At 38.8% G+C, this 206-nt stretch carries 1 protein-coding gene; it reads left to right on the plus strand.

The window, feature by feature from the left end:
* Positions 1 to 206, plus strand: a 206-nt coding sequence (gene tnpA / locus Q0954_RS34985; protein WP_299466972.1) for an IS200/IS605 family transposase, incomplete at both ends; no start/stop codon positions are given.

Raw genomic sequence — 206 nt, forward strand, 5'->3', positions numbered from 1 at the left:
GCTAAAGATTTGGGCATTGAAATAGAAACAATGGAGATTATGACAGACCATGTGCATCTTTTCATCAAAGCGAAGCCAATAGATGCTCCTCATTTCATCATTGGGCAACTTAAGGGCTACACTAGTCGACATTTGAGGCAAGAATTTCCCCAACTAAAAAGTAGACTTCCAACACTTTGGACAAGGTCATACTATATTGAATCAGT

This window comes from uncultured Microscilla sp., assembly GCF_947493425.1.
Taxonomy (GTDB): domain Bacteria; phylum Bacteroidota; class Bacteroidia; order Cytophagales; family Microscillaceae; genus Microscilla.